This window comes from Azoarcus sp. DD4 (assembly GCF_006496635.1).
Lineage (GTDB): Bacteria > Pseudomonadota > Gammaproteobacteria > Burkholderiales > Rhodocyclaceae > Azoarcus.
In genome coordinates this window covers 566,564-588,485 of sequence record NZ_CP022958.1, presented here as the reverse complement: position 1 = coordinate 588,485, position 21,922 = coordinate 566,564, and the positions used below count along the sequence as shown (strand labels likewise).

At 66.1% G+C, this 21,922-nt stretch carries 23 protein-coding genes and 1 tRNA gene; 18 read left to right on the top strand and 6 right to left on the bottom strand.

Translation table 11 applies throughout. The annotated features are described in order from the left end of the window. The first annotated feature begins 59 nt into the window (after positions 1-59). From cysD to CJ010_RS02885, 6 genes are all read left to right on the top strand, one after another. Positions 60-974, top strand: coding sequence for a sulfate adenylyltransferase subunit CysD (cysD, locus tag CJ010_RS02910; RefSeq protein WP_141016646.1), 915 nt, complete (start codon positions 60-62; stop codon positions 972-974). Positions 975-1,391: 417 nt separating this feature from the next. Continuing rightward, positions 1,392-2,672, top strand: coding sequence for a sulfate adenylyltransferase subunit CysN (gene cysN / locus CJ010_RS02905; RefSeq protein ID WP_141016645.1), 1,281 nt, complete (start codon positions 1,392-1,394; stop codon positions 2,670-2,672). Positions 2,673-2,747: 75 nt separating this feature from the next. Further along, entirely contained in the window at positions 2,748-3,155 is a 408-nt protein-coding gene (locus tag CJ010_RS02900; protein ID WP_371415681.1) for an RNA-binding S4 domain-containing protein, read from the top strand. 84 nt (positions 3,156-3,239) lie between these two features. Further along, positions 3,240-4,649: a nodulation protein NfeD gene (locus CJ010_RS02895; protein WP_141016643.1), complete on the top strand. Its 1,410-nt coding sequence runs from the start codon at positions 3,240-3,242 to the stop codon at positions 4,647-4,649. Further along, positions 4,646-5,428 carry a slipin family protein gene (locus tag CJ010_RS02890; RefSeq protein WP_141016642.1) on the top strand — a complete coding sequence of 261 codons (783 nt, stop codon included), beginning with the start codon at positions 4,646-4,648 and terminating at the stop codon, positions 5,426-5,428. The genes CJ010_RS02895 and CJ010_RS02890 overlap by 4 nt, the downstream gene beginning before the upstream one ends. Before the next feature lie 18 nt (positions 5,429-5,446). After that, a complete protein-coding gene (locus tag CJ010_RS02885) occupies positions 5,447-7,348 on the top strand; it encodes a GGDEF domain-containing protein (RefSeq protein ID WP_141016641.1) in 1,902 nt (633 codons plus the stop codon). 4 nt (positions 7,349-7,352) lie between these two features. On the opposite strand, the gene CJ010_RS02880 is transcribed toward CJ010_RS02885, so the two are convergent. Genes CJ010_RS02880 through CJ010_RS02860 form a run of 5 tightly spaced genes read right to left on the bottom strand, consistent with a single transcriptional unit; the run spans position 7,353 to position 11,918 of the window. Continuing rightward, complete coding sequence (locus CJ010_RS02880; protein ID WP_141016640.1) at positions 7,353-8,225, bottom strand: AEC family transporter; 873 nt, start codon at positions 8,223-8,225, stop codon at positions 7,353-7,355. A gap of 35 nt (positions 8,226-8,260) precedes the next feature. After that, on the bottom strand, positions 8,261-8,779 hold the full coding sequence (locus CJ010_RS02875; RefSeq protein WP_141016639.1) for an acyloxyacyl hydrolase: 519 nt from the start codon (positions 8,777-8,779) through the stop codon (positions 8,261-8,263). Between the two features lie 8 nt (positions 8,780-8,787). Next, on the bottom strand, positions 8,788-10,119 hold the full coding sequence (hslU, locus tag CJ010_RS02870) for an ATP-dependent protease ATPase subunit HslU (RefSeq protein WP_141016638.1): 1,332 nt from the start codon (positions 10,117-10,119) through the stop codon (positions 8,788-8,790). A gap of 54 nt (positions 10,120-10,173) precedes the next feature. Continuing rightward, positions 10,174-10,710 (bottom strand): ATP-dependent protease subunit HslV, encoded by a 537-nt coding sequence (gene hslV / locus CJ010_RS02865; RefSeq protein WP_141016637.1) that lies wholly within the window; start codon positions 10,708-10,710, stop codon positions 10,174-10,176. A 35-nt stretch (positions 10,711-10,745) separates the two neighbouring features. Beyond that, on the bottom strand, positions 10,746-11,918 hold the full coding sequence (locus CJ010_RS02860; RefSeq protein ID WP_240794484.1) for an STAS domain-containing protein: 1,173 nt from the start codon (positions 11,916-11,918) through the stop codon (positions 10,746-10,748). Positions 11,919-12,122: 204 nt separating this feature from the next. On the opposite strand from CJ010_RS02860, the gene ybgC reads away from it, so the two are divergent. The 11 genes from ybgC to CJ010_RS02805 all read left to right on the top strand — a co-directional run bounded on the left by ybgC (position 12,123) and on the right by CJ010_RS02805 (position 19,836). After that, a complete protein-coding gene (gene ybgC / locus CJ010_RS02855; protein ID WP_141016635.1) occupies positions 12,123-12,599 on the top strand; it encodes a tol-pal system-associated acyl-CoA thioesterase in 477 nt (158 codons plus the stop codon). Further along, entirely contained in the window at positions 12,596-13,270 is a 675-nt protein-coding gene (gene tolQ / locus CJ010_RS02850) for a protein TolQ (protein ID WP_141016634.1), read from the top strand. Before ybgC ends, tolQ begins: the two co-directional genes overlap by 4 nt. An 18-nt stretch (positions 13,271-13,288) precedes the next feature. Then, positions 13,289-13,702: an ExbD/TolR family protein gene (locus tag CJ010_RS02845; protein WP_141016633.1), complete on the top strand. Its 414-nt coding sequence runs from the start codon at positions 13,289-13,291 to the stop codon at positions 13,700-13,702. Continuing rightward, a complete protein-coding gene (locus CJ010_RS02840) occupies positions 13,699-14,541 on the top strand; it encodes an energy transducer TonB (protein ID WP_141016632.1) in 843 nt (280 codons plus the stop codon). Before CJ010_RS02845 ends, CJ010_RS02840 begins: the two co-directional genes overlap by 4 nt. A 46-nt stretch (positions 14,542-14,587) precedes the next feature. After that, complete coding sequence (gene tolB / locus CJ010_RS02835) at positions 14,588-15,868, top strand: Tol-Pal system beta propeller repeat protein TolB (protein ID WP_141016631.1); 1,281 nt, start codon at positions 14,588-14,590, stop codon at positions 15,866-15,868. A 39-nt stretch (positions 15,869-15,907) separates the two neighbouring features. Further along, complete coding sequence (pal, locus tag CJ010_RS02830) at positions 15,908-16,426, top strand: peptidoglycan-associated lipoprotein Pal (protein ID WP_141016630.1); 519 nt, start codon at positions 15,908-15,910, stop codon at positions 16,424-16,426. Continuing rightward, on the top strand, positions 16,426-17,142 hold the full coding sequence (gene ybgF / locus CJ010_RS02825; RefSeq protein ID WP_141016629.1) for a tol-pal system protein YbgF: 717 nt from the start codon (positions 16,426-16,428) through the stop codon (positions 17,140-17,142). The genes pal and ybgF overlap by 1 nt, the downstream gene beginning before the upstream one ends. Positions 17,143-17,157: 15 nt before the next feature. After that, entirely contained in the window at positions 17,158-17,817 is a 660-nt protein-coding gene (gene queE / locus CJ010_RS02820) for a 7-carboxy-7-deazaguanine synthase QueE (protein WP_141016628.1), read from the top strand. Positions 17,818-17,859: 42 nt separating this feature from the next. Beyond that, a complete protein-coding gene (queC, locus tag CJ010_RS02815; protein WP_141016627.1) occupies positions 17,860-18,546 on the top strand; it encodes a 7-cyano-7-deazaguanine synthase QueC in 687 nt (228 codons plus the stop codon). A 38-nt stretch (positions 18,547-18,584) separates the two neighbouring features. Then, positions 18,585-19,691, top strand: a complete 1,107-nt coding sequence (locus tag CJ010_RS02810) for a YeeE/YedE family protein (RefSeq protein ID WP_141016626.1) — start codon at positions 18,585-18,587, stop codon at positions 19,689-19,691. 69 nt (positions 19,692-19,760) lie between these two features. Then, positions 19,761-19,836 (top strand) — tRNA-Lys (locus CJ010_RS02805). Positions 19,837-20,144: 308 nt separating this feature from the next. On the opposite strand, the gene CJ010_RS02800 is transcribed toward CJ010_RS02805, so the two are convergent. Beyond that, positions 20,145-20,579, bottom strand: coding sequence for a hypothetical protein (locus CJ010_RS02800; RefSeq protein WP_141016625.1), 435 nt, complete (start codon positions 20,577-20,579; stop codon positions 20,145-20,147). A gap of 297 nt (positions 20,580-20,876) precedes the next feature. On the opposite strand from CJ010_RS02800, the gene CJ010_RS02790 reads away from it, so the two are divergent. Further along, positions 20,877-21,911 carry an IS110 family transposase gene (locus CJ010_RS02790; protein WP_141016624.1) on the top strand — a complete coding sequence of 345 codons (1,035 nt, stop codon included), beginning with the start codon at positions 20,877-20,879 and terminating at the stop codon, positions 21,909-21,911. The last annotated feature ends 11 nt before the right edge of the window (positions 21,912-21,922 follow it).

Here is a 21,922-nt window from a genome sequence, read left to right as displayed (position 1 = left end):
GCGCGCCGCCGTGCGGGCACTGCGCGCCCACTGAATACAATCGAAACGGTAACCTGAAGATGTCGACGCTGACCAAACAGACGCTTTCCCACCTGGACTGGCTCGAGGCCGAGGCCATCCACATCCTGCGCGAGGTCGCGGGCCAGTGCTCCAATCCGGCGCTGCTGTTTTCCGGCGGCAAGGATTCGCTGTGTCTGCTGCGGCTGGCGGAGAAGGCGTTCCGCCCCGGCCGCTTCCCCTTCCCGCTGCTGCACGTCGATACCGGCCACAACTATCCGGAAGTCATCGAGTTCCGCGACCGTCGCGCCGCGGAGCTGGGCGAGCGCCTGATCGTGCGTTCGGTGGAGGATTCGATGGCGCGCGGTACCGTGGTGCTGAAGACGCCGGACGAGTCGCGTAACAAGCACCAGTCGGTGACGCTGCTGGAGGCGATCGAGGAGTTCGGCTTCGACGCCTGCATCGGCGGCGCCCGCCGCGACGAGGAGAAGGCGCGGGCGAAGGAGCGGATCATGAGTTTCCGCGACGAATTCGGCCAGTGGGACCCGAAGAACCAGCGCCCCGAGCTGTGGAACCTGTACAACGCGCGCTCGCACAAGGGCGAGAACATCCGCGCCTTCCCGATCTCGAACTGGACCGAGCTGGACGTGTGGCAGTACATCGAGCGCGAAAAGCTCGAACTGCCGTCGATCTACTTCGCCCACGTGCGGCCGGTGGTGCGCAAGAACGGCCTGCTGCAGCCGGTGACCGAGCTGACCCCGGCCAAGCCGGGCGACGTGATCGAGGACGTGCTGGTGCGCTTCCGCACCGTCGGCGACATCACCTGCACGGCGCCGGTGGAGTCCGACGCGGACACCGTGGCCAAGATCCTGGCCGAAACCGCGACCACCACGATTACCGAACGCGGTGCGACGCGGATGGACGACCAGACCTCCGAGGCGTCGATGGAGCAGCGGAAGAAGGAAGGGTATTTCTGATTTTTTGGGTGGGTCGGTTGTTTGTGGGTTGAAAACCGAGGATTCGGATTGGGCGTTGCGCGGGGTATTTGTTCCGGGGGGCTGCGGAACTCGCTCGCTACGCTCGCTCAGACAGTCCTCGCCCCCCTCCACAAACACCCCGCACATCCCGCTGAGGTTGATTTGCGGCCGTAGCGGCAAAAGGCATGAACAACCAACCACCGCAGCCTCACGGTTTTGCTGCCCTTCGAGCAGCGCCCACGGTAGCCGGGGACGACGGGGTGTTCCTGGCGCAGGCGAGGACTGCCGAGCCCGCAGGGCGAGTTCCGCAGCCTGCAGAAGGAATACCCTGGCGGCCCCGGCGGATTACCACCGCCGCACACAGAACAACCGATTAGCAGCACCGAATTCTCGAAAGAAATCGAAGGAACGATGAACATGTCCGCCCCTGAACAACTGCCCGAAATCGACAACGGCCTGCTGCGCTTCCTCACCTGTGGCAGCGTGGATGACGGCAAGAGCACGCTGATCGGCCGCCTGCTGTTCGACACCAAGGCCATCCTCGCCGACACCATGAACGCCATCGAGAAGACCTCGGCCAAGCGCGGCATGAGCGCGGTCGACCTCTCGCTGCTCACCGACGGCCTGCAGGCCGAGCGCGAGCAGGGCATCACCATCGACGTCGCCTACCGCTACTTCTCCACCGGCACCCGCAAGTACATCATTGCCGACGCGCCGGGCCACGAGCAGTACACCCGCAACATGGTGACGGCCGCCTCCACCGCCAACCTGGCGATCATCCTGGTCGATGCGCGCAAGGGCGTGCTCACCCAGACCCGCCGCCACTCCTACCTCGCCAGCCTGGTCGGCATCCCGCACCTGCTGGTGGCGGTGAACAAGATGGATCTGGTCGACTACGACCAGAAGGTGTACGAGCAGATCCGCGCCGACTACCTCGCCTTCGCCGACAAGCTCGGCATCAAGGACGTGCGCTTCATCCCGATGTCGGCGCTGGCCGGCGACATGATCGTCGACCGCGGCGACCGCCTCGGCTGGTACGACGGCCCCACGCTGCTCGAGATCCTCGAAGCCGCGCCCGCTGCCCACACCGAAACCGCCGAGAACTTCCGCTTCCCGGTGCAGTTCGTGTGCCGCCCGCAGGATTCCGCCAACCCCGAGCTGCACGACTACCGCGGCTTCATGGGCCGGGTGGAATCGGGTGAAGTGGCCGTCGGCGACGCCATCACCGTGCTGCCGTCCGGCGCCACCAGCAAGGTCAAGGCGATCGAACTCGGCGGCGAGAAGCTCGCCCGCGCCATCCACGAGCAGTCGGTGACCCTGCTGCTGGAAGACGAGATCGACATCTCGCGCGGCGACATGATCGTCAAGTCCGCCGAAGCGCCTGAAGCGGTCAAGCAGATCGACGCCACCGTGTGCTGGCTGTCGGAAACGCCGATGTCGCCGGCCCGCACCTACCTCGTGCGCCACACCACCCGCGAGGCCAAGGCCAAGATCGCCAAGATCGACTACCGACTGGACGTGAACACGCTGGAGCAGGAAGCCGCCACCAGCCTGGCGATGAACGATATCGCCCGCCTCACGCTCAAGCTCGCCCAGCCCATCGTCGCCGACCGCTATGCCGACAACCGTGCCACCGGTGCCTTCATCATCATCGACGAAAGCACCAACAACACCGTCGGCGCCGGCATGATCGGCTGACGCCCTCTGCCGCGCCTGGCCTCACGGCCAGGCGCGGCGGATAATGCGGTCCTCCATCGAGGAATGCCGCAAGCCGTGTCCGACAAGCACCCGCCCAACCATCCCGACGCCCGCACCCGCATCGACAAGTGGCTGTGGGCGGCCCGCTTCTTCAAGCACCGTACCGGCGCCACCGACGCGGTCGATGGCGGCAAGGTCAAGCTCAACGGCGTCGCGGTGAAGCCCTCGCGCGAGGTCAAGGCGGGTGACCGGCTTGACATCACCATCGGCGACGACGTCTTCACCGTCATCGTCCGCGACATCGCCGAAAAACGCGGCCCGGCCAGCGTCGCCCAGCAACTCTACGAAGAAACCGCGGAAAGCATCGCCCGCCGCAGCGAAGCGCGTGAAATGCGCAGGTTCGCCGCCACGCCCGGCGCCGATCTGCACGGCCGCCCGACCAAGCGCGACCGCCGCCAGATCCGCCGCTTCACCGACTTCTAGGCGCGAAAGCGCCACCCCCGCACTACACTGGAATCAGAAAGCCCCACCGGGGCATCCGGCTTTTTCGCCAGCGGAGGCAGTGCGATGCGGGCTTCCACCCTTGCGCGGCTACGCCGCATTGTCGCCTTCGCCATGCTGTGTCTGGCGGCGATGCTATCGCCGACGGCTGCAAGCCGCGCCGCCGAGGTTGTCGTGCTGCGGGTGGACGGTGTCATCGGCCCCGCCACGGCCGACTATCTGCAGCGCGGCCTCGGTCTGGCAGCCGGCAAGGGAGCGGCGCTGGTCGTGATCGAGATGGACACCCCGGGCGGGCTGGACACCTCGATGCGCAGCATCATCAAGGACATTCTCGCCTCGCCGGTGCCGGTAGCGACCTTCGTCGCGCCGGAAGGCGCCCGCGCCGCCAGTGCGGGCACCTACATCCTGTATGCCAGCCACATCGCAGCGATGGCACCGGCGACCAATCTCGGCGCTGCCACACCGGTGGCAATCGGCATCGGCGGTGCCCAGCCCGGCAAGCGCGAACCGGCCGCCCCGGACGACGGGCAGACGGACAAGAGCGCCCCGGCGGGCGCGGCCGACACCATGAGCGCCAAGGCCGTCTCCGACGCCGCCGCCTATATCCGCAGCCTCGCCCAGCTGCGCGGTCGCAATGCCGACTTCGCCGAACGCGCTGTGCGGGAGGCCGCCAGCCTGAGCGCCGAAGAGGCGCTGGCCGGGCGGGTGATCGACCTCGTCGCGCCCGACCTCGCCGACCTGCTGCGCCAGCTCGAAGGCCGCGAGGTCGCACTCGCCTCCGGCAAGCACACGCTCGCCACCGCCCAGGCCACCGTCGAACGGCAGCTGCCGGACTGGCGCAATCGCATCCTCGCCGCCCTCGCCCACCCCCAGGTCGCGCTGATCCTGATGATGATAGGCATCTACGGCCTGTTCTTCGAATTCACCACGCCCGGCTTCGGCGTGCCCGGCACCGCCGGCGCCATCTGTCTGCTGATCGCGCTCTATGCCTTTCAATTGCTGCCGGTGAACTGGGCCGGGGTGGCGCTGATTGCAATCGGCACCGCGCTGATGCTGGCCGAGGCCTTCATGCCCAGCTTCGGCGCGCTCGGCATCGGCGGCATGATCGCCTTCGTGGTCGGTGGCCTGTTCCTGATGGACGCCGAAGCGCCCGGATTCGGCGTGCCGCTCGGGCTGATCGCGGGCCTGGCGGTGGCGAGCTTTGCGGTGATGGCGGCAATCGGCGGCTTCGCCGCGCGCAGCCGGTCTCGACCGGTGGTCAGCGGCCGCGAGCAGATGGACGGCCGCGGCGGCGTGGTCATCGCCGCCGCGGATGACGGCGACTGGTGGGTGGAGGTAGGCGGAGAACGCTGGCGCGCGCGCAGCGCCAGCCCGCTGGCGCCCGGCAGCCACGTGCGCATCGACCACGTCGACGGTCTGACGCTCGACGTTACGCCCGCCCCGCCACGATCTGCAGACAGGAGCCCCATGCCATGATCGACCTCCAGCTCGGCCTTGCGCCCCTCATCGTCATCCTCCTCGCCCTGGTCATCTCCTCGATCCGCATCCTGCGCGAATACGAACGCGGCGTGGTCTTCCTGCTCGGCCGCTTCTGGAAGGTGAAGGGACCCGGCCTGGTCATCATCGTCCCCGGCGTGCAGCAGATGGTGAAGGTGGATCTGAGGGTAGTCACAATGGATGTTCCGCCGCAGGATGTCATCTCGCGCGACAATGTCTCTGTTAAGGTCAACGCCGTGCTCTATTTCCGCGTCGTCGATCCGCAACTCGCGATCATCCAGGTGGAAAACTTCCTCGTCGCCACCAGCCAGCTGGCCCAGACTACTTTGCGCGCCGTACTCGGCAAGCATGAGCTGGACGAGATGCTGGCGGAACGGGAGAAACTCAATCTGGATGTCCAGCAGATCCTCGACGCACAGACCGATTCCTGGGGGATCAAGGTGGCCAACGTCGAAATCAAGCATGTCGATCTCAATGAGTCGATGATCCGTGCCATTGCCCGCCAGGCCGAGGCCGAACGCGAACGGCGCGCCAAGGTGATCCACGCCGAGGGCGAGAAGCAGGCTGCACAGTCGCTGATGGAGGCGGCTGAAATGCTCTCGCGCGAACCCGCGGCGATGCAGTTGCGCTATCTGCAGACGCTCACCCAGGTCGCCGGCGACAAGAGTTCGACGCTGGTCTTCCCGGTACCGGTGGATCTACTGAGCGCATTTACCCGCGCCGGCGACGCCGGCCGTAGCGGCAAGGCCGACAGCTGAACGGAGCCGCTCCAGACAATGAGCGTGGCCCCACGACGCACGCTGTTCGGAAAGGACAGTTCGCCGGCCGCGCGCGGCGGCTTCGTCACGCTCGCCGTCGTGGTGCTGGTGATCAGCCTCGAGTGGGTGGCCTGGCGCCAGTACCGTAGCCACGAGGAACGCCTCGCCGCAGCCAACTTCACCCGCATCGCCGACCAGGCCACGCTGTCGCTGATGCAGCAGACCACGCACTACCGCAACGCACTGCTCGCGCTGCGCGCGACCTACCTCGCCTCGGAGCGCTTCGATCCGGACGAATTCGCCCGCTACGTGCGCGCGCTGTCGATCGAGCAGACCCTGCCCGGCTTGCGCGCCTTCGCCGTCAACCGGGCGATAGACGAGGACGACAGGGCCGCCTACGTCCAGCGCATCCGGCGCGAGCTGACCGAGGTCGATCCGGTCTACGCCCGCTTCGACATCTATCCGGAAGGCCTGCGCGAGCACTATCACGTGGTCGAGATGATCCAGCCGCCGAGCGGCAACCAGCGCTCGCTGGGCTACGACCTCAATACCAGCGAGGTCCGCCGCGCCACCATCGACTACGCGCTGCGCAACGGTTTCGCCGCCACGCCGCCGATCCAGTTGCAGCAGGCACCAGGCGTGCTGGCGGTGCTGATCCTGGCCCCGGTGCGCGATCCGCGCAGCGGCCCGAGCCGCGACACGCTGGCGGCGTCCTTCCTCGTCGGTGACATGGTGAACGCAGCCATTTCGCCCACGCTGCGCAAGCACTTCCACCTGACCATCACCGATCTCGGCGCGCTGGACGCGGCCCGCGACCAGCCGACCACTCTTTTCGTCGATGCGGCGGCGAATGCCAACCAGGCCGATCCACGCACCGTGGTCCGCGAAGAGAGTTTCGGCGGCCGACGCTGGCAGTTGCGCCTGCAACCCAGCCAGTCGGTCTCCCGGCCGCTGGCGGACGGCATGCTGTTCGGCCTGTTTGCCGGCGGTGCGCTGATGGCCGGCACCCTCAGCCATCTCGCCTTGCAGCACGCGCGCCGCGCCGTACGCCACCAGGCACTGGCACGGCTCGGCTCCGATTGCGTGATGGAACTCGACGGCAGCGGCCTGGTACGGACCGTCGATCCCTCGGCCCAGCGCATCACCGGCCGGATCGCGCAGCAGTGGCGGGGCCAGGCGCTGTGGCAAAGCGTCGTCGAAGACGACGCGGGCGACGTCGAGGAGGCGGTACGTCGCTGCATCAACCGCAACGAACCGGTCGTCACCGAATGCCGCGTACGCGCCGAAGACGGCCCGCCGCGCTGGATCTCGGTGCGGATAGGCAACCACCTCGAACACCCCTACCTCGGCTGCCTGCTCGCCCAGGTCTCCAACATCGACGGGCGCAAGGCCGCCGAAGCGGAAGTCCAGCGCCTCGCCTTCTTCGATCCGCTCACCGGCTTGCCCAACCGGCGCCTGCTCGAAGCACGCGCCGATCTCACCTTCAGCGCCGCCCGCCGTCACAATGGCCGCGCTGCGGTGCTGGTGCTCGATCTGGACGGATTCAAGGAAATCAACGACAGCGCCGGCCACGCCGTCGGCGACGAGGTTCTGGCCCAGGTCGCCACCCGCCTGCGCCACTCGGTGCGCGACAGCGATACCGTCGCCCGCCTCGGTGGCGACGAATTCGTGATCCTGCTCGGCGAGCCCGCCAGCGAAGCCGACGTCCGCGCCGCCAGCATGCGCCTGACCCATGCGCTGAGCGTGCCGATGCCGGCCGCCGGCCATAACTGGCTGGTGACGGCAAGCGTGGGCATGGCGATGTACCCCGAACATGGCACACGCTTCGCCGAGCTGCTCGGCGCCGCCGATGCGGCGATGTACAGCAGCAAGCGCACCGGCCACGGCCTCAGCACCATGGCAACGGGGCGCACCGGCTAGCCGCTCAGAGCGCCAGAGCCAACGCCAGCGGCAGGAAGAGCACCGCCGCAAGATTGCCTATCAGTACCAGCGAAGCCACCTTTTCCGGCTCCTGCCGGTAACGCTCGGCGAAGATGTAGTTGAGCACCGCCGGCGGCAGCGCGCCGAACACCAGCAGCAGGGCCTGCTCCTGCGCGGGCAGCTCGACCACCTGCAGGATGCCCCACGCCAGCACCATGCCGATCAGCGGCCGCATCACCGCGGCGAAAACGCCCAGACCGATGGCGGTGATGCGCGCATCGGTGAGACGCACGCCCAGAGCGAACAGCATCAGCGGAATCGAGATGTCGCCCAGCATCTTGACCGCCGTCAGCAGCGGCGGCCACACCGCGATGCCGGACAGACCCACCGCGAGGCCGGCAAAGGTGGCTGCCACCGATGGCACCCGCCAGATCGTCAGCAGCCGCACGCGGTGGTCTAGCAGCCAGGCGCCGAAGGAAAAATGCAGCAGGTTGGAAACCATGAAGATCACCACCGCCGGCATCAGTGCCAGTTCGCCGAAGGCGAGTACCGCCAGCGGCAGGCCGAGATTGCCGCAGTTGTTGAACATCAGCGGCGGCACGAAGGTCTTGGCCTCCACCCCGATGGCGCGTGCGATCAGCCAGGCGATACCGCCGGACGCGAGCACCACCGCCAGCGTTGCACCCAGCAGCGGCAGGTATTCGGTGATACGGAACTCACGGTTGGCGAGCGCGGCGAACACCAGCGCCGGCACGAACACGTCCATGTTCAGCCGGTTGGCGTGGGTCAGATCCGGTTTCATCCGCCGTCCAACCAGAAAGCCGGCGGCGGTGATGGCAAAGAGCGGAAAAAGAATGGCGACGATGCGGGTCAGCATTGAACGATGGCGCTTTCAGGATCTCCAGCCATCGTTCAGAAACGGGCACCGATCACGATCTGATGGAAGTCGACGCCATCGTTGGGCAGCTTGATGTCGGCATTCGAATAATGCGAGTACAGCCAGCCGGCGGACAGGCCGTGCGGCAGCTCGACGCCGAGCCCGAGATGTTCCGAAAACTGCAGCCGGGTCGAAAAGTCCTTGCCGCCGAGCGTAGTGCGACTGAACAGCGCCAGGCCAAGGCCGACTTCGGCATACGGACGCAGCGCACCGCTGCCGTACACCGCCCGGAACATGCCGAGCACACCGCCCTGGTCCAGCGTGCTTGCCCCGGGGCCATGGCCGTCGTAGCGGAGGCGGCCGACTTCGAGCTCGGGATGCAGCGCCGCGCGCCAGTTACCCCAGTCGGCCGTCCAGACCGGAGCAAAGCGCAGGCTGGCGCCGATGCGATCGTAGTTGTCGAATTCGCCATAGCGCAGCGCCACCGTCATGTCTTCGGCATATGCCGGAGCGCAGACCAGCATCAGCGCCGCACACAAGGTTCTGATCTTCATCGTCTTCCTCACAGTACGTAACGGGCCAGATCCTCACGCTGCGCGAGCATTTCCAGGCGGGCGTCGACATAGGTGGCATCGACCTTGAGCGCTTCGACGCCCACCTTGCCGGCGTCGAAGGAGACCTCCTCGAGCAGCTTTTCCATGACGGTGTACAGACGGCGGGCTCCGATGTTCTCGGTCTTTTCGTTCACCTGGAAGGCAATTTCCGCCAGCCGGCGGATGCCTTCGGCCGTGAATTCCAGCGTCACGCCGTCGGTCGCGAGCAGCGCCTGGTACTGACGGGTCAGGCAGGCGTCGGTACTGGTAAGGATGCGTTCGAAGTCCTCGACCGACAGCGAATCGAGTTCGACGCGGATAGGGAAGCGGCCCTGCAGCTCCGGGATCAAGTCGCTCGGTTTCGACAGGTGGAAGGCACCACTGGCGATGAAGAGAATGTGATCGGTCTTGATCATGCCGTACTTGGTCGAGATCGTGATGCCTTCAACCAGGGGCAGCAGATCGCGCTGCACACCCTGGCGCGACACGTCGGCGCCGTGCGCATCGGAACGCGCGGCGATCTTGTCGACCTCGTCGAGAAAAACGATACCGTTCTGCTCGACCGCGCGCACCGCCTCCGACTTGACCTCTTCGTCGTTGATAAGGCGCGCCGCCTCTTCATCGGCCAGCACCTTGAGCGCCTCGCGGATCTGCATTTTGCGCAGCTTCTTCTTGCCGCTGCCCAGGTTCTGGAACATGCCCTGGATCTGCTGGGTCAGCTCCTCCATCCCTGGCGGAGCGAAGATTTCGGCATGCATGCCGGCCGCGGCGATCTCGATTTCGATTTCCTTGTCGTCGAGTTCGCCCTCGCGCAACTTCTTGCGGAATTTCTGGCGGGTCGCGGAGTCCTGCGGTTCGGCCTCGGCGGCAAAGCCCACCGGCCGCGCCGGCGGCAGCAGGGCGTCGAGCACGCGGTCCTCGGCGGCATCGAGAGCGCGGTCGCGCACCAGCCGCATCGCACGCTCGCGGCCGTCCTTGATCGCGATCTCGACCAGATCGCGGATGATGGTATCCACGTCGCGGCCGACATAGCCCACCTCGGTGAACTTGGTCGCCTCGATCTTGATGAAGGGCGCGTTGGCCAGGCGTGCCAGTCGCCGCGCGATCTCGGTCTTGCCGACGCCGGTAGGGCCTATCATCAGGATGTTCTTGGGCGTGATCTCGCTGCGCAGCGGCTCGTCGACCTGGGCGCGACGCCAGCGATTTCGCAGCGCGATCGCCACCGCCTTCTTGGCGCGGGCCTGGCCGACGATGTGCTTGTCGAGTTCGGAAACGATTTCCGGCGGAGTCATCTGGGTCATGGCGGTTCGCTCGAAACGGTTACGACAGGGCGGACTGGTGCGGAACGGGCGCGCTCAGTCCAGCACTTCGATGGTGTGGCACTGGTTGGTATAGATGCACAGGTCGCCGGCGATCGCGAGCGACTTGGCCACCACCTCACGCGGCTCCAGCTCGGTGTTCTCGATCAGCGCCCGCGCCGCCGCCTGGGCATAGGCGCCACCGCTGCCGATCGCGACGATGCCCTGCTCGGGCTCCAGCACGTCGCCGTTGCCGGTGATGATCAGCGAATGCTCGCGATCTGCCACCGCCAGCATCGCCTCCAGCCGGCGCAGCATGCGATCGGTGCGCCAGTCCTTGGCGAGCTCGACCGCACTGCGCAGCAGGTTGCCCTGATGCTTGTCGAGCTTGGCCTCGAAGCGCTCGAAGAGCGTGAAGGCGTCGGCCGTGCCGCCGGCGAAACCGGCCAGGATCTGGCCCTGGTAGAGCGTGCGCACTTTGCGCGCCGACGCCTTGACGACGATGTTGCCGAGGGTGACCTGGCCGTCGCCGCCGAGCGCGACGCGATTGCCGCGCCGCACCGACAGGATCGTGGTGCCGTGATACTGTTCCATGTCCTTTTCCCGCGATGGAGGAGGCGCAGTGCGCCTCAAACGCGCAGCGTGACCTGCGCGACCTGATCGACGCTCATGACACGCAGCAGCGCGCCGACCATGGCATTGACGTTGTGAAGTTCGACGAGTTTACCCTGCGCCTGCAATGTGGCGAGGATGTTGAACAAGGTGCCGGCGCAGACGAAGTCGATGCGCCGCAGCCGGCTGCAGTCCACCACCACCGCGCGACGCTCCGCCGCGAAGGCGGCAAGCTTGCGCAAGACCTCGTTGGAAGCGCCGCCCAGCTCACCCTCCAGGCGGAAGTCGCTGCCATCGCCGGTGGCGGCGGCACGGCCTTCGACCGCCGTCGCGGCCGGCGGCACCGCCTTCTGCTCCCATGAAGGCGGCGACTCCTCGAAGGTGACGGCATAATCGATCGCGAGCTGCTCGAAGCGTTCGCAGTCGGCGGTGTATTGCAGCAGTTCGAGCAACAGCAACCAGCTGTCGCGTGCCTCCGCCTTGCCGACCTCGATCTGGCCGGCCAGCATGTCGGCCAGACCGCGACCGTTCAGCAGCGCGACTTTCACCCGGTCGGCCGCGAGCTGCGCCAGCAGCTTCCGCAACAGGCCGCAGCCCTGGTCGTCGACCGCACGCAAACGGGCCAGGTCGATACGTACCGCGCCACTCTTGCGGCCGATGATGCCGACCTGCTGGAACTGGCCGGCGACCTGTGCCGACAAGCTGCCCGACAGCGTCACCATCGGGGTGGTGTCGCCACGCCTGCGTTCGCCCTGGCTGGAGAGGTCCTCCCAGGGAGGCGGCGAACGTTCGAACTGGGTGGCATAGTCGAGCACGCGCGCTTCGAAATTCTGGCGCTGGCCAGTCAGCCGGTACAGGTCCAGCAGCATCATCCACAGGCCTTCGCCCGCGGTGCTGCCGCCATCGCCCAGTACCGCACCCAGCACCTTCTCCGCCTCGGCGTCGGCGCCGTTGGCGTAAAGCACCGCGGCTTCCTCGTAGACTGCACCGATGCCGGCCGCGACCTCCTGCACTTCGACCATGCCGGCGCACTGGGCCAGCGCGCGGTTGGAATCGCCGCGCGAGAAGTCCAGCGCCGACAGTTCGGTGCGTGGAGGCGACGGTGATTTCGGCGCGTCCCCGCTGCCGGGCGCAGCCCGGTCCGACGAAGCCGCCGGAGGATTTTTCTTGCCGAAGAAAGGAAGCGCCACGCTGTTATCTACCCACGTTGGGCACATTACGTGCCGGAAAGTGCGGAGTCAAAGGATAGCACTTCCGCAACAGAACCATCACCCGCGCGAGCAATTGCAGCAAGGCTTGCAGCCTCGTCGCCCGGTAAAAAAACTTTACGTTTTGCAAACAAAGCCGCTGCATATGCATGACGACCGACAGGCGAGCTCGGCTAAAATGCTGCGATGCAAATCCGCACCACCTCCGAGACCGCGCCCAACCGACGGGTTTTCGTCCTGCCGCTGCGCGTCTATTACGAGGATACCGACGCGGCCGGCATCGTTTACTACGCCAACTACCTGCGTTTCTGCGAGCGTGCCCGCACCGAGTGGCTGCGTGCGATCGGCTTCGAGCAGCAGCGCCTGCGCGCGGAAAGCGGGCTCGTCTTCGTCGTCAAATCGGTGCACGCAGAATACATGTCACCCGCCTTGCTCGATGATGCGTTAGAGCTCAGGTCCGTGATCGAGTCTCTCGGTCGTGCCAGCATCACCTTCCGCCAGCAGGTCGTCCGCGACGGCGTCTGCCTGTTCGACGCCCGTATCGTCATCGCCTGCGTCGATCAGGGCCGCGCCCGTCCCGTAGCAATGCCCGCGGACATCCGCCGCCGCTTCGAACAAGTCCAAGACCACTCCTCCCAACCCGAACTCCTGCGACCAGCATGACTGTCTCCCACGATCTTTCCATCCTCAGCCTGATCACCCAGGCCAGCGTCCTCGTCCAGCTCGTCATGGCCATGCTTGCCGGCCTGTCGCTGATGTCGTGGTACTGGATTTTCCGCAAGTGGTTCCAGATCCGCGCCGCCCGCGGCAAGACCAACGAATTCGAACGTGATTTCTGGAGCGGCGGCGACCTCAACGCCCTGTTCCAGTCGGCGTCCGCCGCACGCCACCACACCGGCGGCATGGAGCGCATCTTCGAATCCGGCTATCGCGAATACAACAAGCTGCGCGCCAAGAGCCACGACCACGGCGCCACCATCGACGGCGCCCGCCGCGCCATGCGCGCCACCTACCAGCGCGAGGTCGACGACCTCGAAGCCCATCTCGCCTTTCTCGCCTCGGTCGGCTCGGTGTCGCCCTACATCGGCCTGTTCGGCACCGTGTGGGGGATCATGAACGCCTTCCGCGGCCTGTCGAACGTCGGCACCGCGACGCTGACCCAGGTTGCCCCGGGCATCGCCGAGGCGCTGGTCGCCACCGCGATCGGCCTGTTCGCCGCAATCCCCGCCGTGGTGGCCTACAACCGCTTCGCCCATGACATCGACCGCATCGGCATCCGCTTCGAAAGCTTCATGGAAGAGTTCTCCAACATCCTCCAGCGCAACCTGCGCTGAGCGGGCGGGAGCACACGCATGCGTCAGCGCCGCCTGATGAACCAGATCAACGTCGTGCCTTACATCGACGTGATGCTGGTCCTGCTCGTCATCTTCATGGTCACCGCGCCCATGGTGCAGCCGGGCAATATCGACGTGCCTTCGGCCGGACCGATCTCGGCACCGCCGGCCGAGGCCATGGTCATCGAGGTCAAGGCCGACGGCTCGATGGCTGTCCGCAAGACCAGCAACGCCGCCTCCAAAGCGGTCTCGCACACCGAATTCCAGCGCGTGATCAAGGAAGCGCTTGCCGCCAACGCCGAGCAACCCTTCCTCGTCGCTGCCAGCAAGGAGCTGCAGTACCAGAAGGTCATCGACATTCTCGAAACCGCGCGCCAGCTGGGCGTCAAGAAGATCAGCCTGCAGACCCAGTCGGGCTCCGCCAGCCGATGAATGAACGCGCACTCCCCCGCGAGCATCCCGGCAAGTGGACCTCGCTTGCGCTGACTTTCGCCGTCCACATCGGCCTCGCGCTGTTCCTGTTCTTTGGCATCCGCTGGCAGAGCGAGCCGCCGGCCTCGCTCGAAGTCGAACTGGCCGCGCCGCCGCCGAGCCGCCCGGCCCCGCAGCCGGCAGAGATCAAGCCGGAACCGCCCAAACCGGAACCGCCCAAGCCCGAACCGAAGCCGGAGCCGAAACCCGAGCCCAAGCCGCCGGAACCGCCCAAGGCCCCGGCCAAGCCCGACATCGCGACCAAGGCGCCGGAAAAGAAGCCGGAACCTCCCAAACCGGAACCCAAGAAGCCCGAACCGCCCAAACCGGAACCGAAGAAGCCGGAACCACCCAAGCCCGAGCCAAAGAAACCCGAGCCGCCCAAGCCGGAGCCGAAGAAGCCCGTCGTCCCGCCCAAGGACAATTACATGGACAAGCTGCTCGAGCGTGAATCGGAAAAGGCCCAGCTCGAAAACATGATGCGGGCCGACGCGGCGAAGGCGTCGGCAGCGCGCAACAAGGCGGCCACCGAAGGCTACATCAACGCGATCCGCACCAAGGTCCGCGGCAACCTGCTGCGGCCGCCCGGCCTGTCCGGCAATCCGGAAGCGGTGTTCGAGGTCGATCAGCTGCCGTCGGGCGAAGTGCTGGCGATCCGGCTCAAACGCTCGTCGGGCATCCCCGCGCTGGACGAGGCGATAGAACGTGCGATCCGCCGCTCCAGCCCCTTACCGCTACCCGACAAAGGGGAACTTTTCGAGCGCACCCTCGAACTGAAGTTCCGGCCGCTGGAAGATTAAGGCGGTCAACTGGCTATAATTCCACGCTTGTGCACCACACCATGAAATGAAGACACTCGCCCAACTCCGTCTGCTGCTCGCCGCCGCCCTCGCCTGCCTGTCCTTTGCGGCGCAGGCGCAATTGTCGATCGAGATCACCGGCGCCGGCGCCTCGCGCTTTCCGGTCGTCATCCCGGTGTTCGAAAACGAGGGCAGCCTGCCGCGCGGCGTATCCGACGTCGTGCGCGCCGACCTCGAACGCAGCGGCCTGTTCAGTCTGGTCGACATCGGCCCGCTGCCGCTGCCGGAATCCCAGGTTCCCGACCTTGGCAGCCTGCGCAACCGCGGCGCCGACGCCGCCCTCAGCGCCACCGTCGTGCCGCAACCCGATGGCCGCTACGAGGTGCGCTTCCGCCTGTTCGACACCCAGAAGCAGACCGAGCTCGGCGCCCTTGCCCTGCGCATGTCGCCGGCGCAGAACCGCATCACCGGCCACCGCATCGCCGATTTCGTCTACGAAAAGCTCACCGGCCTGCCCGGCTACTTCGCCACCCGCATCGCCTACGTGGTGAAGACCGGCCCGCGCTACGAACTGCAGATCGCCGACGCCGACGGCATGAACGCGCAGGCCGCACTGGTATCGCGCGAACCCATCATCTCGCCGGCCTGGTCGCCCGACGGTGCCCGCCTCGCCTACGTCTCCTTCGAGGCGAAGAAGCCGATCATCTACGTGCACACGCTCGCCACCGGCCAGCGTCAGGTAGTTGCCAACTTCAAGGGTTCCAACTCCGCGCCGGCCTGGTCACCCGACGGCCAGCAGCTGTCGGTGGTGCTCACCAAGGACGGCCTGTCCCAGCTCTACGTGCTCAACGCCGACGGCTCCGGCGTGCGTCGCCTGGCCAGTTCCTCCGGCATCGACACCGAGCCGGCCTGGTCGCCCGACGGCCAGTGGATCTACTTCACTTCCGATCGCGGCGGCAGTCCGCAGATCTATCGCATTCCGACCGGCGGCGGTGCCGCCCAGCGCGTGACCTTCGATGGCGTGTATAACGTTACGCCCCGCCCCTCGGCGGATGGCAAACTGCTCGCCTTCATCACCCGCAACAACGGTCGCTTCCAGGTGGCGGTGCAAGACCTCGCCACCCGGCAGACCACGATCCTCACCGATTCGGCGCGTGACGAATCGCCCAGCTTCGCACCTAACGGCCGCATGATCCTCTACGCCTCCGATGCCGGTGGCCGGGGTGTGCTTGCGGCCGTGTCGTCCGATGGCCGGGTGAAGCAACGCCTGTCGGTGCAGGCCGCCGATGTACGGGAACCCGCCTGGGGCCCGATACAAAAGCAATAACGCTGCTGTCCCCTCACAAAACGACTTGGAGAAACATCCATGAAGAAGCTTGTCCTGCCCGCTCTGCTGTCCGCCGTTCTCGCCGCGTGCTCCAGCACCGGCCCCGAAGCCACCTCGGGCGCTGCCGTTAGCGACCGTTCCGGCGCCGGTGTCGCCACCGTCACCGCCCCCGGCGTTTCCGGCTCCGGCATCGCCGCGCTGACCGACCCGAACAACATCCTGTCCAAGCGCAACGTGTTCTTCGACTTCGACAGCTATGTGATCAAGGCCGAAGCCAAGCCGCTGGTCGAAGCCCACGGCCGCTTCCTCGCCCAGAACCCGCAAATGAAGATGCTGGTCCAGGGCAACGCCGACGAACGCGGCAGCCGCGAGTACAACCTGGCGCTGGGCCAGAAGCGTGCCGACGCCGTCAAGCAAGCCCTGCTGCTGCTCGGCGCCAAGGAAGCCCAGATCGAGTCCGTCAGCCTCGGCGAAGAAAAGCCGCGCTGCACCGAGGCCTCCGAAGCCTGCTACGCCCAGAACCGTCGTGGCGACATGCTGTACTCGGGTGAGTTCTGATGAAACGCCTCCTGCCGCTGGCAGCGCTTCTCGCACTGTCGTCGGCCGGACCCGCTCACGCGGGTCTGTTCGACGACACCGAGGCGCGCCGTCAAATCATGGAGATGCGACAGGATCTTGAGAACCGCATCGACGCCACCAGTCGCGGCCAGCTCGAACTCGCCAATCAGAACGAACAGTTGCGGGGAGAAGTCGCCCGCCTGCGCGGCCAGATCGAAGTACTGGTGAACGAAGTCGAGTCGCTCAAGCAGCGCCAGCGCGACTTCTACGTCGACCTCGACAACCGTCTGCGCAAGCTGGAAAGCGCCGCCGTGCAGCCTCAGGCTGCCCAGGCCGCCGATCCGGCCGCCGAATCCGCCGAATACGAAGCCGCCCTGAACCTGCTCAAGAACGGCAAGCACCGCGAGGCGCTGACCGCCTTCGAAGCTTTCGTGAGCAAGTTCCCCGCCGGCAGCTTCACACCCAGCGCCCATTTCTGGGCCGGCAACGCCGCGCTGCAGGCGAAGGAGATCGCTTCGGCGACCAACCACTTCAACGCAGTGCTCGGCAAGTGGCCCAATGACAGCGTGGCCCCCGACGCCATGCTCGGTCTCGCCAACAGCCAGCAGGCCATGGGCGATGCCAAGACAGCCCAGCGCACGCTGCAATCCCTGGTCGAGCGCTATCCGACCAGCAATGCCGCGCAGGCCGCCAAACAGCGCCTGGGCAAGCGTTAAGCGGTGGATGCCGCCATGCCCGTCGCAGCCCGGGAGGTACGGCTGCGGCTGACGGAAATCTTTGCCTCGGTCCAGGGCGAATCGACCCGCGTCGGCTTGCCCACCGTCTTCGTCCGGCTCACCGGCTGCCCCCTGCGCTGCAGCTGGTGCGACACCGCCTACGCCTTCCAGGGCGGCGAATACCGCACGCTCGACGCGGTACTGGCCGAGGTCGCCGGTCACGGCCTTCACCACGTCTGCGTCACCGGCGGCGAGCCGCTTGCGCAGAAGGCCTGCCTGCCGCTGCTCACTGCACTGTGCGACGCCGGCTACTCGGTCTCGCTCGAGACCAGCGGCGCGCTAGATATCGCCGCGGTCGATCCGCGCGTGTCGCGCATCATGGACCTCAAGGCACCGGGTTCGGGCGAGGCCGCGAAGAACCGGCTCGAGAACATCCCGCTGCTCGCTGCCCGCGATGAAGTGAAGATCGTCCTCGCCGACGAGGCCGACTACCAATGGGCGCGCCGGATGCTCGAAGAGCATGATCTCGCCGCCCGCTGCGCCGTGCTGCTGTCGCCAGTCGCCGGCGACCTCGACCCCGCCGCGCTCGCAGAGTGGATCGTGCGTGACCGCCTGCCGGTTCGCTTTCAACTACAGTTGCACAAGGTGCTGTGGAACGACGCGCGCGGCCGCTGAGCGCCCGTCGCCGCGGCAGCTCCCCGTTTTCCGGACCTCGCCATGACTGATACGCAACGCGCCGTCGTCCTGCTGTCGGGCGGCCTCGACTCCGCCACCTGCCTCGCCATCGCCCGCGACATGGGACTGGAAACCTATGCCCTGTCGGTCGCCTACGGTCAGCGCCACGCCGCCGAACTGACGGCGTCGCAGCGTGTCGCCGCCGCGCTCGGCGCCCGCGAGCATCGCCTCGCCAGCGTCGGCCTCGGCCAGTTCGGCGGCTCCGCGCTCACCGATCCGACCATCGCGGTGCCCGAGAACAGCGAGAACAGCGGCATTCCGGTCACCTACGTGCCCGCGCGCAACACCGTCATGCTGTCGATCGCACTGGCCTGGGCCGAGGTCCTGGACGCGCGCCACATCTTCGTCGGCGTCAATGCGGTCGATTATTCCGGCTACCCCGACTGCCGCCCCGCCTTCATCCAGGCCTTCGAGACCATGGCCAACCTTGCCACCAAGGCCGGTGTCGAAGGCAAGCACATCACCATCCATGCGCCGCTGATCGACCTGTCCAAGGCCGACATCATCCGTCGCGGCGTCGCCCTCGGGGTCGATTACGGCATCACCGTGTCCTGCTACCAGGCCGACGACGCCGGCCGCGCCTGCGGTCGCTGCGATGCCTGCCGGCTGCGCCGCGGCGGCTTCGAGGCTGCCGGCGTGCCCGACCCGACGCCCTATCAGCTGCCCTGAACTAGAATCGCGACTCGATCCGCTCCGGCTCACGCATCATGGATGAACCCCTGGTCGCCGCCTCCACCATTACCGGGCTCGCCTTCCTCATCGGGCTGGCGTTCGGCTTCGTCGGCAACAAGACCCATTTCTGCACGCTCGGCGCCATTTCCGACGTCGTGAATTTCGGCGACTGGAACCGCATGCGGATGTGGATGCTGGCGATCGCAGTGGCGATTTTCGGCACGACAGCCCTGCAACTGGCCGGGCTGTTCGACGTCGGCCGCACGATCTACGCCGGCAACCGCGTGCTCTGGCTGTCCAACCTGGTCGGCGGCCTCTGCTTCGGCGTCGGCATGACGCTCGCTTCCGGTTGCGGCAGCAAGACCCTGATCCGGATCGGCGGTGGCAACCTGAAGTCGCTGATCGTCTTCGTCTTCCTCGCCATCGGCGCATACATGACGCTGCGTGGCCTGTTCGCGGTCTGGCGCGTACAGTTGCTCGACCCGGTGGCAGTCGAGCTGTCCCACGGGCAGGCCCTGCCCGCCTTTCTCGCCAGCCAGGGCATGGCACCGGCGACTGCCCTGGCACTGGCCGCCGGCATGGTCGGCGGCCTCCTGCTGGTCGGTGCCCTGGCCAGCCGCACCGCCTGGCGCACCGACCTCCTGCTCGGCGGCATCGTGATCGGTGCGCTGTGCGTCGCCGGCTGGTATGTCACCGGCCATGTCGGCCATGTCGCCGAACATCCCGAAACCCTGGAAGAAGCCTTCATCGCCACCAACAGCGGCCGCGCCGAGTCGCTCTCCTTCGTGGCGCCCTTTGCCTACACGCTGGAACTGCTGATGCTGTGGAGCGATCGCTCACGCGTCCTCACCTTCGGCATCGCCAGCTCGCTCGGCGTCGTTGCCGGCTCGGCGCTCTACGCACTCGTCACCCGCAGCTTCCGCATCGAGGGCTTTCGCGAATCCGGCGACCTGGTACGCCATATCGCCGGCGGCCTGCTGATGGGTTTTGGCGGCGTCACCGCGCTCGGCTGCACAATTGGCCAGGGCATCAGCGGCTTTTCCACCCTGGCGCTGGGCTCGATGCTGACCACCGCGGCCATCGTCGCCGGCGCCGCGCTGACGATGAAGGTTGAGTACCGGCTGCTGATGCGCGGTACCTGAAGCAGCCAAGACCGCCGCGCGCTGTTGACCCCGACCCCGTCTGTCCTCTATAGTCACGCGCTTGCTTTCGGGTCGGTAGCTCAGTCGGTAGAGCAGCGGACTTTTAATCCGTTGGTCGCGAGTTCGAGTCTCGCCCGACCCACCACTATTCAAGGCCGACTGTTCTCAGTCGGCCTTTTCCATTTCTGGCTTTCCTCCATGGCACGCGGGCTTCCGGCCCATACTGCGTGCGCCGGGCATCCGACGATGCCACTCAAATTTCCGCCATATCTCGGCTGGTTCGCCCCTGTTCTGCTCTCTGTTCTCAAAAAATATGCAGAACCGCGCACAACTGGCACACGCAAACGGCCTATTCTGCCAGTAGGTTACACCTGTGCCGCTGATAGCGGTTCGACGGGCACTGTCCTGTACAGCGTGTCATTTTGCGAACCCAAAGAGCACCCGCTGCTCCTGTCAATCGACAGGCACCTCGGCCTGGCGGCCGCGTACCGCATGCTGGTTCAGGTGACGCGGCTGACGCCCCTCCAGGAGGGCCTGGACGCTGTCCGGCGCCAATCGTGTCAGCCGCAATACGTCGGCGACCCAACCGGGCTCCAGGCGCAGCTGCCGGCCCAATTCTGTGGCAGCGACTGCGCCAATGTCCAGCAGTCGTTGCCAGTAGTAGGCCTTTCCCAACGTGCGGATCAGCGGCAGATCAAACGACGATTTGACCTTGGTGCTCTGGCTGCCTGGCGGCGGTACCGTTACCTTGCTGTAGCTGCGGCGCTTAATGGTCAGCGGCACAAACGTCACGGACTGTCCACCAGCCTCGAACTGGCGTGCCTCGCCGGTGACAGTAATTTCGACCTTGCGCTGGGCCGTGCGGTAGATGTGAACGTCGCCGTTCATGCCAGCACCTCCATGGGATCGAATCCGGTGCCTGCAGTACCAGATGTACCTGGCTGAGCACTGCGCGTTCGATTTCGGCTGCAGGCAACGGCCCCATGCTGCGACGGCCTGTCTGGGCGGAGGCGCCTGCGCCTTACCGCTTTTCAAGGTAGGGCACGTAGTACCGATAGCGCCGGCCGTTCTTTTTCGTGGTGTGGGGAGTCTGAATCAATGGGATGGACGCCCCCACCCGATTAGGCATCGATGTGCCAGAGTGGAGGCGCTAATCAACCACTCGATACGGAGGAGGTGTCCGCCATGGAGATTAGGACAAGTGGGATCGACCTTGCCAAGAGCGTGTTCCAGCTACACGGCGTCGACGAACATGGCAAGACCGTTCTCCGTAAGCAACTCAGGCGTGACCAAGTAACCAAGTTCATAGCCAACGTACCTGCGTGCCTGGTCGGGATGGAAGCGTGTGGCAGCGCACATCACTGGGCGCGCGTGCTGCAGCGCTTCGGACACTCAGTGGGGCTCATGTCGCCGCAGCTCGTGAAGCCCTACGTGAAGACCAACAAGAACGACGCAGCGGATGCCGAGGCGATCTGCGAGGCGGTCGCGCGCCCGAACATGCGATTCGTGCCGATCAAGAGCGTTGAGCAGCAGGCGGTGCTGTCGTTGCACCGCGTCCGGCAGGGCTTCGACACGGCACGCACTGGGCAGGCGAACCAGATCCGTGGATTGCTTGCCGAGTTCGGCATTGTGCTCCCAAAGGGGATCTGTTCGCTGCGCAATCAGTTGTGGGGAGTCGTCGAGAAAGCAGGCGATCAGCTTCCGGAAGTGTTCCGGCAGTTGATGCGCCGCCTCTATGCACATCTGATGGAGCTGGATCGACAAGTGAACGAACTCGAGGCGCAGATCAAGCAATGGCACCGCAGTTGTGGGCTCAGCCAGCGCTTGGAAGAAACTCCTGGGATCGGACCACTTACAGCTACGGCGTTGGTGACCTCGATCGCCGACGCGCGAAGCTTCAAGAACGGCCGGCAACTGGCGGCATGGCTGGGCCTCGTCCCGCGACAGCACTCAAGTGGAGGGAAGCCCACTTTGCTGGGTATCAGCAAGCATGGTGATGTGTATCTGCGAACTTTGCTGATCCACGGAGCGCGCTCCGCGATTCTGGCGGCCAAGCGCCATGCGACGTCGAATATTTGGCTGAGCAACCTGCTCGGCCGACGAAATCCGAATGTCGCTGCCGTTGCCTTGGCGAACAAGAACGCGAGGACCATCTGGGCCTTGCTCGCTTACGACCGTGAGTTCCAGGTCGATTACGTGCCGAGACTGACAGGCGCGTAAGCAGAACCGAA